Source organism: Hyphomonas sp. (assembly GCF_041398385.1).
Taxonomy (GTDB): Bacteria; Pseudomonadota; Alphaproteobacteria; order Caulobacterales; family Hyphomonadaceae; genus Hyphomonas.
This window is the reverse complement of record NZ_JAWKUW010000004.1, coordinates 199,884-212,382: the sequence shown is the minus strand read 5'-3', so window position 1 is coordinate 212,382 and position 12,499 is coordinate 199,884. Positions and strand designations below refer to the sequence as shown.

Here is a 12,499-nt window from a genome sequence, read left to right as displayed (position 1 = left end):
GCCACTCGAAACGCCTGACTATGGTTCCTTTGCCGCGTAGGTGATCGCTTGCGCGAGCGTCTGCCAAAGGGATTTGGCCATGTCATCTGAGTGAGGGCCAAGCGCGCCTTGCGCGTCCCGTGGGAGGTGTGCGACAGGATCGCCGTTCACCTGGAAAACATAGTGATCGAACAGGCTTTTCCAGGCCTCGCGGCTTTGGGGGGGCAGGTCGCGGATGGTGAGCAGGGCGTGGAGCATTGCGTCGAATGCGGATCCGCGCTGCCCGGGCGCATCATTCCACCAATAGTTCACAAGGATGTTGAACGGTTCGAGCGACTGAACGTGGTGCCACCATCCATAAGGTATGTAGATGCAGTCACCTGGCTCCAGGTCGGCCACGACCGCATGATCAAGTGCCTCGTTGAACCGCGGGTATACCGTCTGGTCCACGGCCTCCAGCCGGACCATCGAGACCGGAGGACCGGACAATGTGTGTTCGAATGGGCCGGGATAGATGTTTGCGATCTGGTCCGGCGGGAAGAGCGTGAACCTTCTCTTGCCTGCAGCGACACAGGCGATGTTTTCGAACAGATCGAAATGCGTTTGCACGGTGATCTGGTTGCCAATCCAGATACGCGGCAGGACGTCCGGCCTTAGGAACGGCAAGGAATTTCCGGCCTCAAAGCCTGGAATATGGTCCTGCACCGGGATCGACTGGACATAGATCGACCCGGGATGTTCTGCACCGATCTGAGAAACCAGTCCGGCGAGGGCTGCGCCGAGTGGCACGGAACGCTTGTGGAAGTTCAGGCCTTTCAAGTCGTCGGAATAAAAGAAGCGGCCCTGGATTTCCGGTGATCCGAACACCGTCGGCACCGGCGTCCCATTGTCGAAGCCTAGGATGTACTCTGCTGCCGCTTGAACCGATGTTCGGCTGGCTTGTACCACAGGCCAATGGCTGACCGCGCCTTTCAGGACAGATGGGCGGCCAGCCGGCCGGATGGCAGTCTGGAACTGCTTCGGTGTAACGTCATGGAACGTGTCGGCCGTCGGTAAGTTCAAGTCGATAGGGGTGGGCATTTGAATCAGCGATGCTTCTTGGGGTGGTTCGTAAATCCGTATTCGGGTGTCGACTATAGGTTTGCGGCCGCTGCAAAGTAAAAGGGCGCGCCGGTGGACCCGGCGCGCCCGTTTGTCAGATGCGGTCCGGCCTAGAAGTTGGCGCGAAGCGCTAGCGAAATGCGCCGGTCATTCCGGTACCAGGAGCGGCCGCCGCGGCGCCCGTCTGAATTGGGAATGTAGGACGTCGTCTCAGCGACTTCGTCCAGCAGGTTAGAGCCCTGAACACCGATTTTGATGTTTTCGTTCAGCGTGTAGAAGAACGAGCCGTCAAGCTGGCCGGTGCTTTCCTGGAAGATTGGATAGAACGGCGTGATCACGTCGCGTGGCGTCACGAGATAATCGCTCCGCCAGTTGTAGGCGAGGCGGGCCGAGACAGGGCCTTTCTCATAGATCGCGGCGATGTTGTAGTTATGCTCCGACAGTCCTTCGAGCGGCAGGTCTCCAAGGTCGACTGTCGCATCATTGGCCGCCGGTTGGGTATTGGAATTGCTGACGCCGGCAGACTGCACACCCGTACTGTCGATGTAGGTGTACGTGATCTGCGATCCCAGGCCACTCAACAGGCCAGGCAACTGATCATAGAACTGTTGATAAGCGATCTCGAAGCCCTGCACCTTGCCGGTCTCATCCGAGTTTGTCGGCTGGCGGGTAAAGACGTTGAAAGTCTGCCCGTTATTGCTGAATTCGATGCCGCCTTGGCCCGTCGCGATGACGTTCTTGATCTCCTTGTAGAAGGCGGAGACCGTAAACGAGCCGACATCGTCGAAATACCATTCCCATGAGAGGTCGAAATTGTCAGCTTCGACAGGCTCGAGCCATGGGTTGCCACCCGACGACTCGAACCCGTACCAGCCCGTGCTGTATCCGGCTGGCGGTGCATCCGCTTCCGGAGTCCGTGGGTCGTCATCCGTCACCGGCGTGAGTGTGAAGTAGTTCCTCATCAGGCCAAGATCCGGCCGTGAGATGCCCTTGGAGTAGGCGAAACGCACGATCATCTCGTCGTTGAGGCCAACCTTCAGATTGAAGCTCGGGAGGACGTTTTCATAGGAATTGTTCGCGATTGCGTCCGCCGTAAGGCCGTCTGAGAATGCTCTGATGGCGTCTCGCTCCGCTTGTGACAGGGCGCAGTAGCCGGGTGGGCTATAGGTTTGCCCAGGCTGCAGGTCAGTCGGTGGAAGACACCGGTTCGAGCCAGCAGGACCAGCTGCTCCGGTGTCGTTGAGGAATGTTGCTGCATCCGGGAAGCCATAGGCGCCGACCGAGCTGAATTCGGTCTCGACGTAGCGGACGCCAATATTGCCGTCGATGGAGATGCCATTGCCGAAAGGATCGTCGCTGCCGAAGTTCAACATCGCGTAGATCGACTTCGTCTTTTCCTCGGTATCGTTGATTTCACTCGGCAGGAATGGTGTTCCCGGAATTACGCCTTGCCGCTCGTCGAGCCGCAGCCAGCCGCCGCTGCCGCCGGTGGGGCCGCCCGTTGCGCCGCCATTTGCCAGCCATTGCGCAACAACCTGATCGGCGAAGGCGGCACCTGCCAGATAGTTCTGGGCAAGGTTCTGGTTGTAGTAGGGGAATGCAGGCGGCTGTGTGACGTCGCCGCGCTGGAAGTCGCTCCAGAGGAAGTTGGAGACGACGCCTTCGGGAGCGCCGATTTCATCGAACCAGACCGGACCGTTATTGCCCCAGATTTCGGAGAGAGCACCCCAGTTATACGTCGTGAAGCGGGTCGTCTGCTCGCGCTCGGTCCACCGGACACCGGACCTGACCGATTTGAGCCAGCTCGATCCTTCGTCGAACTTGTAGTCTACGTCAGCCCGGAAGGCCTGTTCCTGGCCCTCATTGTCGTCGAGGTGGTCCATGGCTGCCCGCCAGAAGGAATTTTCCGGGTTCGCAAAGCTGTCGTAAGGAGCGTCCATATAAGACGGGCACGTCGACGTGTTCGGGCCACCGGAGCAGTCGACATCCGACGGGTTCCCGCCGCCACTGCCGGGGATCCGGTTCGGCGGAAGGTACACGATTTCCGGAACGTCGGTGTTCAGGTTCAGATAGATATCCTGGAACGTCGTGCCCCAGATGCCGAAATCGACGTTCGAAGATTCAGCGTCGATCCGTTGGTAATCGAAGTTGAATGCCCAGCGATCGTTCGGGGTCCATTTCATGTTCAGGGACGCGTCCTGGGTCCAGAACTCCTGCTCCACATCACGGCGGATGTTGTTGGACTGAAGGCCGTAGATCGGCGTGTGAGGATCGGAGAAGGTATCCGATCTCCAACCGGTCGGGGCCGAAATCGTGCCGTATCCGAACAGGTCGTCACCATTGAACCCGTATTCGGTCCCCGGCACGAAGAAGAAGGCCGTGTCGCCAATATTGTCGGTCGCGATTTCCGAGACGAATTCAGTCCAGGATGTCGTCGACTCTGACCGGAGGAATTCGGCGGTTGCGAGCCAGGTATGGTCAGGGCTGCGCCATTGGACCGAGCCGCCATAACCGATGCGGTCGCGATCATAGTCCTGCGTCCGGATCGCGGCGCCCTCGGGCACCCAGACGCGTCCGGCAGCAAGATCGTCACGCGGCTGGAAACTCGACGCCTGCGTGCCGTCGGAGCGGGTCTGCAGCTCGGATGAAACGCCGTTAATCAGGATGCCGAATTCGCCGATATCGGTTTCCCAGCGGTTGCTGGCAAGGAGAGAGAAGGTTGGAGCAACCGCCTTGCGGAAGTCGCCATAGTTCAGTTCAGCGGTTCCCGCGATCACGCTTCCCGGGGAATCGAATGGCTTGCGGGTGACAAGGTTGACTGTTCCGGACACACCACCTTCGATCAGGTCAGCGGTCTGGTTCTTGAAGACCTGCACGGAGCCGAGAAGTTCCGGGGAGACGTCCGAGAAGCTGAGCCCGCGTCCATTGTTGGCAGAGAAGCTGTCGCGGCCGTTGAATTCAGAGCGCACAAAGGTAAGGCCGCGGACGACGACGCCCTGGCCTTCGATCGAGAAGTGATCCGGGTCATCGGCGGCGGCGAAGCGGCTGATCGTGACACCCGGCACACGCTGGAGCGCTTCGGTCACCGAGCGGTCGGGAAGGGCGCCGATGTCTTCTGCCGTCACGGCGTCGACGAATGTGTCGGCCTGGCGCTTGATAGCCTGCGCGCTTTGCAGCGAAGAGCGGATGCCCTGGACGACAACCGTGTCCTGCCGGGCTTCATCGGCATCGTCTGCCTCGTCGCTGAGTGTCTCCACGGCGCTCGCCTCGGCAGACTCATCGGCTTCCTGGGCGACAGCGGGCATCGCTGTCAGCAGTGAGAAGGCTGACGCACCATAAAGCAGCGCAGTCCACTTGCCGACGCGTGAATGGCGGACGGACTCGTCCTCGAATCTCGATTTCACTTTCAATTCCTCCCTAGAACTTTAGCGCCATCGTGATCCGGCTTTTTATGTTTTTGACGCGGATTGGTTCACGCCTTGCACCCGATGGTTACCCTACGCGAACACAAAATGTTTGCGCTATCAAGAGGAATTTCGAAAGAATGCGAAAGGAGCCCGAGAAGTATGGCAAAATGGTAACGCTGGAAAATCTGCTGCGCCATCCTGCTTGCCTCGTCGGGCCGAGGGAGAGATGGTCGACGAGGTTTCGGGAGCTGAATAACGATGAATGGCTCTGAAAATATTAAGAAAATCGTCATCGTGGGTGGCGGGACAGCGGGCTGGATGACGGCGGCCGGCCTGTCACATGTGTTCCGGGCGAACGGAATTGAAATCGCTTTGGTGGAGTCCGATCAGATCGGAACTATCGGCGTAGGCGAAGCGACGCTGCCTCATCTCAGATTTTTCAATGAGCATCTGGGAATTGATGAATCCGAGTTCATGGCGCGCACAAGCGCGACCTTCAAACTCGGAATCGAGTTTCGGGATTGGGGCCGGCAGGGCGACGCCTACATTCACCCGTTCGGCGAATATGGCCGCGAAATACGCGGTATCGATTTTCACCATTTCTGGCTCAAAGCGCACAAGGCGAGCCGCGAAGGCCGGATCGACTCGTTTTCTCTGCCGGTGGTGATGGGCGAGCTGGCGAAATTTGCGATGCCGTCGGCCGACCCGCGGTCAGTCATGGCGTCCTATTCCTATGCCTACCAGCTGGATGCCGGGCTGTACGCTAAGTTCCTGCGGGAGTTTGCAGAGGCCCGCGGTGTCCAACGGATCGAGGGGAAGATCGTGGAAGTAAGTGTGCGTCCAGAGGGTGGTGTGGTTGACTTTGTGACGCTTGAAAATGACCGGAAAATCACTGGCGACCTGTTTATTGATTGCTCCGGATTTCGCGGCCTGATCATCGAACAGGCGCTGAAGGCGGGATATGAAGACTGGTCGCAGTACCTGCCGTGCGACCGGGCCGTGGCCGTGCCCTGCGAGATGACGGCCGAGAACGTGCCCTACACAAGAGCCACGGCGCGCGAAGCCGGATGGCAATGGCGCATCCCGCTGCAGCACCGCGTCGGCAATGGGTATGTGTTTTCGTCCCGGTTCACGGATGACGAGCGCGCCAGCGATATCCTGATGTCCAGTCTTGAGGGCGCGCCCCTGGCAGAGCCGAAATTCATCGGATTTCGTGCCGGGAAACGCCGGCGCCAGTGGGTCGGGAATTGCGTTGCCATCGGGCTGTCGAGCGGCTTCCTGGAGCCATTGGAGTCGACCAGCATTTATCTCATCCAGGCCGGGATCACGGCGCTCGCGGAGTTGCTGCCGAGCCGCGCCATGCATGAGGCGGATATTCGCGAATTCAACCGGGTCATGGACCTGGAATATGAGCGCGTGCGCGATTTCCTGATCCTTCATTACCACGCCACCGAACGCAATGATTCACCGTTCTGGGACTATGTGCGGACCATGCCCATTCCGGAGTCGCTGGCCTACAAGCTGGAGCTGTTCCGGAAGACTGGCGTTGTCGTTCAGTACAAGGATGGCCTGTTCCTTCATCCAAGCTGGATTGCGGTCTATCTTGGCCAACGTGTCGTGCCTGACGGATATGATCCGCGCGTGGATGCGCTTCCGGATGAGCAGCTCTACAAGGCCCTCGCTGAAATGAAGGCCCTTATCGGGCAGACCGTATCAGGCCTGCCTACGCATGCGGATTTCCTCAGGGACTACTGTCCGCGCCCCGTAGCGGATGGGGTGTTGTAACCATGGCGCCTGATGAGAAGCCGGACTTTCTGGTTCTTGGAGATACGATCGAGGCATGGCTGACCGCAGCATGCCTTGTGCGCAGCCTCGGCAAGTCCGGGCGCTCCGTTGCGATCCTGCCGGTACTGCGGGAACGGCCGTCTCCGCCGGTGGCCGTGCTGCCACCAAGTGTCGCGAATCTTCACGCCTTGTTGGGCTTCGACGAGCGGGACATGCTGCGCTTCTGCAAAGGGAGCTTCAGGCTCGGCGACAGGTTTGAAGGCTGGCGCGGCGAGGGCTCTTCCTTCGTGCTCTCATATGGCAGCCCGGCAGAGTTTCCAGGCGAGGGCGCCTTGCACCAGCAGGGCCGGCGCAGCGGGGTGCTGGAGCAGGACGGCGCGTACGATACATTCAGCCTTGGCGCTGTTCTTGGACGTCTTGACCGCTTTGCACATCCGGATCCCGTTGCAAACCAGCAGGCGGGCTATTTTACCTATGGCTATCATCTGGATGCGGACAAATACCGGGATTACCTGAAACGTGCGGCTCTGCATTATGGTGTGCGCAAGGAAGAGGGTGACCCAATGTCCATTCTCGCGAGAGAAGGCGAATTGGCCGCTGGGGTGATCGTGGATGCGACGGGTGGAGCGTCGATATCCGACGTACTGCCAAGGGACGGCTGGAGGGCGGACGCTGATTTGCCATTTGATCAGTTTGCTCTGATGGATGAGCCGGCAACGTCTCTCTCCCTCGGCCGCGTATCTGCCGGGAACGATAAGATTCTATTCGATGTCGCGGCGGCCGAAACGGGATGTCGGGCGGCTCTTTTCAACGCGTCTGGCGTTCCCGAGAATCTCGTTGGGGCCGGCGAGGTGGATGTGTTCGGAATCCGAAGCGGACACAGAACGCCATGGGTTGGGAAATGTGTATCGATTGGCGCCTCGGCCTTCGGTCTCTTGCCTTTCGGGGATGTCGAGATGAGCCTGATTGTACGGGGAGTCGAGACATTGCTTGAGCTTCTCCCAGATGAGGGGCGGCTTGCGGTCGCGGGTCAGGAGTATAACCGGCGCATGATGATGGCCTATCACCGGACGCGCGATGTCCAGGTGATGGCATTTGCGCTTGCTGCCCGCCCATGGCGGACGGCGGAAGCGGCAATGTCTGACCAAAACAGGATCAGGCTGGAACAGTTCCGCAGCCGGGGGCGGGTGGTGACGTTCGATGAAGAATGCCTCGCGCCGGCGGAGTGGGTGAGTTTCATGATCGGGCTGGGGGTCGTTCCGGAGCGCACCGATCCCGTCGCGGAGTCGGTTGCGCAAGAGGTGGCGGCACAGCGTCTCCGGTCCGTGTCTGCTCATATCGCGGCGCTTGCTGAACGCTATCCCAGTCAGCGTGACTATCTGGCCGAGGCGGGCGTCATAGGGGCTGACGCATTTGGGGGTGGAATGTGACTTTGCCCCCGCACACGCTTGACCGGATTGTGATTGTCGGAGGCGGTACCGCCGGCTGGATGACGGCCGCGGCCCTTGCGCGCTTTGTCCGCAATGGGCGCACGAAGATCAGGCTGGTCGAGTCCGACGAGATTGGGAGCGTCGGTGTGGGCGAGGCCACGATTCCTCCAATAGTCGCATTCAATAGCTTGCTCGGCATAGACGAGCGCGACTTCGTCAAGGCGACGCAGGCAACCTACAAGCTCGGCATTGAGTTCGACGGATGGCTGCGCGAAGGCGAGGCCTATATTCATCCGTTCGGGGATTATGGCCGCGATGTAGATGCCATCAAGTTCTACCAGCTCTGGCTGAAGCAGCGGTCAAAGGAGGCGATCCCGCCGCTCGAGGCCTTCTGCCTGTCGGCGGTTGCCGCGCGCAAGGGACGTTTCGCGCCGCCATCGCCCGACCCGCGATCCGTGCTGCATACAATGGCATATGCGTTTCATTTCGATGCGACGCTTTACGCGGCCTTTTTGCGGAAGTTTGCGGAAGCGCATGGCGTGCAGCGCACGGAAGGAAAAGTGGTCGATGTAAACCTGAACGGAGCGACCGGCTTTATCGAGTCCGTGACGCTTCAATCAGGCGAAGTCGTGCAAGGCGACCTGTTTATCGACTGCTCCGGCTTCCGCGGGCTGCTGATAGAGGGGGCGCTGGAGACCGGCTACGAAACATGGACGCATTGGTTGCCGTGCGACCGTGCGGTGGCCGTGCCGTGCGAGGCGAACGGCCCGCCGATTCCCTACACCCGTGCGACCGCGCGGCGCGCCGGATGGCAGTGGCGCATTCCGCTGCAACACAGGATCGGAAACGGGCATGTTTACTGCAGCGCCTACGAAACGGACGAGGCAGCGCGCGAGACCTTACTGGCAAACCTTGATGGCGCGACGACGGCAGAGCCGCGGCTTCTCAGGTTCATGACCGGGCGGCGGCGGAAGTTCTGGAACCGGAATTGCGTTGCGATCGGCCTGTCGGGTGGCTTCATGGAGCCGCTGGAATCCACATCCATCCACCTGATCCAGGCGGCGATCTCGAAACTGATCGCTCTGTTTCCGGACAAGCGGTTCAATCCGGTGGAGGCCAGCGAATTTAATCGGCTGACTGCGATGCAGTTCGAACAGATCCGCGATTTCCTCATCCTGCACTACAAGGCGACGGAACGGCAGGATTCGGGGTTCTGGCAATATGTGCGCGATATGGACATACCCGACACACTCGCGACGAAGATCGAGTTGTTTCGGTCGAAGGGGCGCATCTTCAGGTTCGAGGACGAATTGTTCGGCGAAGCGAACTGGGTGTCAGTCCTGCTGGGGCAGGGCATTGTGCCATCAGCCTGGGATCCGATGGTGGATTCGCTGAGCGACGCTGACCTGAGGCGCAATACGGCGCAGATTTATCAGGCCATTCAGCAGACGGCGGAGCAATTGCCCCGCCACGAAGATTTTATCCAGCGCTTCTGCGCAGCAGAACCTGTCTGACCCGGAGCAATTTCATGGACCATGCGCCTATCAGGAAAACAGTGATCGTCGGCGGCGGCACGGCCGGCTGGATGACCGCGGCCGCGCTCTCAAAAATCCTTCAGGGTAATGTGGGCGCGATCGAACTTGTGGAGTCCGAACAGATCGGCACGATCGGTGTCGGCGAGGCGACGATTCCGCAGATTGCAACGTTCAACCGGACGCTTGGGATCGACGAAAACGAGTTCGTCCGGGCGACCAAGGGCACGTTCAAGCTGGGGATCGAATTCGTCAACTGGGGCCAGAAGGGTGACCGGTACATCCATCCCTTCGGCCCCTATGGGCTCGATATGGAAGGTGTGTCTTTCCACGCCTACTTTCTGAAGCATCATGGCAAGGCGTATGACCGTCAGACGCCGGAACAATACTCCCTGCAGGCAATGGCTGCGCGGCAGGCGAAGTTCATGCGCCCTGTCAACGCGGGTAACTCGCCGCTGTCGAAAATTGCCTACGCCTTCCATTTCGATGCGGGGCTATATGCGAAATTCCTGAGGGAGTTCTCGGAGAAACGAGGCGTAAAGCGTACCGAAGGCAAGGTGGTCGGCGTTAATCAGGTCGCGGAGACGGGGTTCATCCGGTCGATCACTCTGGAGGATGGACGCGAGATTGACGGCGACTTGTTTATCGATTGTACCGGCTTCCGGGGCTTGCTGATCGAGCAGACGCTGAAGGCGGGTTACAATCACTGGAAGCACTGGCTGCCGTGTGACCGGGCGGCGGCTGTCGCCTGCACGAAGACCAGTCCGCTGTTATCCTATACGCGTTCGACGGCGCATGAGTTCGGATGGCAGTGGCGCATCCCGCTGCAGCACCGGACGGGCAACGGGATGGTCTATGCCAGCGACCATGTCGCCGATGATGTGGCCGTGGAACGATTGCTTTCATGCCTGGATGGCGAAGCGATCGGAGACCCGCGCCTGCTGCAATTCGAAACCGGGCACCGCAGGAAATTCTGGGACAAGAACTGTGTCGCAATCGGCCTGTCGGCCGGGTTCCTTGAGCCGCTGGAGTCGACGTCGATCCACCTCATCCAGAGCGGTATCTCAAAGCTGTTGCAGATGTTCCCGGACCGGCACTTCCGGCAGGCGGACATCGATCGCTATAACCGCGTGACGACGTTTGAATATGAGCGCGTGCGCGATTTCATCATCCTTCACTATAACGCCACGCAGCGCGACGATTCCGATTTCTGGAACTATGTGCGGACAATGCAGATTCCCGATTACCTGCAGGACAAGATCGACCTGTTCCGGAGCTATGGGCGGGTATTCCGCGAGAATGAGGAATTGTTCAACGACACCAGCTGGTTCGCGGTGATGATCGGGCAGAACATCCGCCCGGAAGGCTATGACGCCGTTGCGGATGTGCTCTCGCCGGAGGAAACGGCGAGGCGCCTTAACGAGATCCGGGCCGTGATTGCCAAATCGGCGGACCACATGCCCCTCCAGTCTGATTTCATCGCACAGACCTGTGCCGCAGAGGAGTTGAACCCGGTCGCTGGCTGATCATTCCGCGGCTGATTGGGCGTACATGCCGAAGACCGCGCCGACGAATCCGCCCGCCGCGCGTGTGCTGAGGATGCTTCCATCCTGACCGGTTGCGACGGACTGCCAAGCGCTGTCGCCGCTGGCTGCATAGAAGTCGTAGGAAGCCCCCCGCGCCGCGATTTTCAGGCGCACAGGCAATTCAGGATCCGGTGAGACCGGAATTTCGGCAAGGATTTCGCCATTGTCTTCCATGTCCGGCCCGGATTTTTTCCGGAGCCGCACCACGCGCTCACCAGCATCGTTCAGGCCGACGCCGAGGGCATAGAAGAAATCGTCATTCTGGAATGCGGCAATTCCTGCCTCATCCTTTGGTGCCTGAGGTGCGAAGACGAGTTCCGTACTGGCTTCTGCATTTGTGTGCTGCTGCCGTCGCGCCAGAAAAGAAGGCTGTTTCCCACTGCCAAGGCTCTCGCCGCGAGGCGTTATCCTCAGGGTACCATGTTCGAGTGAGTGCCATTGTTGCTTCGGTATCCGCACGGCCATCCAATATGGCGGCAGGGTCTCTCCTTCGAACTCTTCCGTGAGCGTGAAATTGCCGGATGTGGGGACGGGGGCTGCGGGCTGTGCGGGCAGGTCAGGGCGTTGCTGGCGCAGCGGCAGGGGCTCGCCGGATTCCAGTATGATTGGCCAACCATCTTGCCAGGTCACCGGCAAAAGGAACGTTTCGCGGCCGGTATTGTAGTCATCGCCCTGATAGGGCCGCACGCCGAGGAAGGATGCCCACCATCGCCCGGCACTGTCCTGCACGAAGTCCGCATGCCCCACCGATGTGACCGGATTCAGCCGGTCGTCTGGCAGGTCTCTTTGGGTGAGGATAGGATTATCAGTATACGGTATATAGGGGCCGTAGACACTTTCGGCTTTGAATGCGACCTGCGAGTGCCCGACCGCCGTGCCGCCTTCTGCGGCGCTGAAGAGATACGTCTCTCCGACCTTGTAGATGTGAGGGCCTTCGATCCAGATTGGTTTGTCTTCGGGCCGAGCGCCGCCATTGATGATCATGACGGGGGCAGACACCGGCTGGAAGGTTACGGGGTCGATTTCGCGCAGCCAGATGGCGCGGTGGCCGTCATAGGTGGAACCGCCTTCGGGCGCGTCATTGTTCATCAGGTAGAGCTTGCCGTCGCTGTCCTGGAAGAGGGACGGATCAATGCCGCCCACTTCTGGTATCCAGACCGGATCGCTCCACGGTCCTGCCGGGTCTGTCGCGGTGATGATGAAATTGCCGCCGCAGTCGACGCAGGTGTTCGCGATGTAGAAGGTGCCGTCATGGTAGGAAATCGTAGGCGCAAATACGCCCCGCGAGAGGCCGAGACCGTCGAAATCCAGCATGCCGGGCCGATCAATCGCGTTTCCGATCTGGGTCCAGTTCACGAGATCCTTGCTGTGCCACACCGGCAGGCCGGGGAAATAGCAGAATGTGGAATTCACAATGTAATAGTCGCCGCCGACCTGCGTGATGGCCGGGTCCGGGTAAAATCCGGCGAGGATTGGGTTCCGCATTTCTTCGGCGCTGAGGGGCGGGCCGTCGAAAACAGGATCCTGGCCGGAATAGGTGAAGTATTCGAACCGGGCAGCGGTGTCGTTACCGTTGGTATTGCCCGCCGTTCCCGGGGCGCAAGCGGCGGCGCACAAGAGGGCGCTGGTTCCCGCAACAATCGAACGGAGCTTCATTGTTCCTCCCCGAGGCCTCTCTG

Annotated in this window: 7 protein-coding genes; 4 read left to right on the top strand and 3 right to left on the bottom strand. The window is 59.9% G+C overall.

Features of this window, described 5'->3' with window-relative positions:
* Positions 1-18: 18 nt before the first annotated feature.
* Both R3C13_RS10095 and R3C13_RS10090 read right to left on the bottom strand, forming a co-directional pair.
* On the bottom strand, positions 19-1,059 hold the full coding sequence (locus R3C13_RS10095) for a cupin-like domain-containing protein (protein ID WP_371310694.1): 1,041 nt from the start codon (positions 1,057-1,059) through the stop codon (positions 19-21).
* Positions 1,060-1,190: 131 nt separating this feature from the next.
* On the bottom strand, positions 1,191-4,484 hold the full coding sequence (locus tag R3C13_RS10090) for a TonB-dependent receptor (RefSeq protein WP_371310693.1): 3,294 nt from the start codon (positions 4,482-4,484) through the stop codon (positions 1,191-1,193).
* Positions 4,485-4,745: 261 nt separating this feature from the next.
* Between R3C13_RS10090 and R3C13_RS10085 the strand changes: the two genes are divergently transcribed.
* From R3C13_RS10085 to R3C13_RS10070, 4 genes are read left to right on the top strand one after another with little or no spacing between them, the layout of a single operon-like run.
* Entirely contained in the window at positions 4,746-6,272 is a 1,527-nt protein-coding gene (locus R3C13_RS10085) for a tryptophan halogenase family protein (RefSeq protein WP_371310692.1), read from the top strand.
* A gap of 2 nt (positions 6,273-6,274) precedes the next feature.
* Positions 6,275-7,702 carry a tryptophan 7-halogenase gene (locus R3C13_RS10080; RefSeq protein WP_371310691.1) on the top strand — a complete coding sequence of 476 codons (1,428 nt, stop codon included), beginning with the start codon at positions 6,275-6,277 and terminating at the stop codon, positions 7,700-7,702.
* A gap of 2 nt (positions 7,703-7,704) precedes the next feature.
* Positions 7,705-9,216 (top strand): tryptophan halogenase family protein, encoded by a 1,512-nt coding sequence (locus R3C13_RS10075; RefSeq protein ID WP_371310832.1) that lies wholly within the window; start codon positions 7,705-7,707, stop codon positions 9,214-9,216.
* 14 nt (positions 9,217-9,230) lie between these two features.
* Positions 9,231-10,760: a tryptophan halogenase family protein gene (locus tag R3C13_RS10070; protein ID WP_371310690.1), complete on the top strand. Its 1,530-nt coding sequence runs from the start codon at positions 9,231-9,233 to the stop codon at positions 10,758-10,760.
* Here the strand turns inward: R3C13_RS10070 and R3C13_RS10065 are convergent, their stop codons facing one another.
* The gene (locus tag R3C13_RS10065) at positions 10,761-12,476 is read right to left on the bottom strand and encodes a glycoside hydrolase family 43 protein (protein WP_371310689.1); all 1,716 of its coding nucleotides are present in this window, start codon (positions 12,474-12,476) and stop codon (positions 10,761-10,763) included. It abuts the gene before it with no gap.
* Between the last annotated feature and the right edge of the window lie 23 nt (positions 12,477-12,499).